This window comes from uncultured Dokdonia sp. (genome assembly GCF_947492535.1).
GTDB lineage: Bacteria > Bacteroidota > Bacteroidia > Flavobacteriales > Flavobacteriaceae > Dokdonia.
On record NZ_CANLNH010000059.1, the window covers coordinates 1 to 266 of the forward strand.

General features: G+C 39.8%; 1 protein-coding gene. It reads left to right on the forward strand.

Features of this window, described 5'->3' with window-relative positions; genetic code table 11:
- Positions 1–266 (forward strand): transposase (locus Q1A60_RS21545; RefSeq protein ID WP_299770777.1); only part of this gene is annotated, 266 nt, incomplete at both ends.

Consider the following 266-nt stretch of genomic DNA (forward strand, 5'->3'; position numbering starts at 1 on the left):
AAGTTGATTGCTCATTGTAGTATGCGTTTGGATATTCTCTATTTTTTAGGCTATGATATTGATGAGGAATTACCTTGGCATAGTACGATCAGTCGCACGCGCCAGTTATTTCCAGAAGTGGTATTTGAATCTGTATTTACACATGTTTTTCAGATGTGTATTTCCAAAGGGATGGTCAGTGGTCATACTCAGTGCATAGATTCGGCTCCTGTAAAGGCGAATGCGAGTATGGACAGTTTGGAGTTGAAGGTTCCTTCTCAAGATTT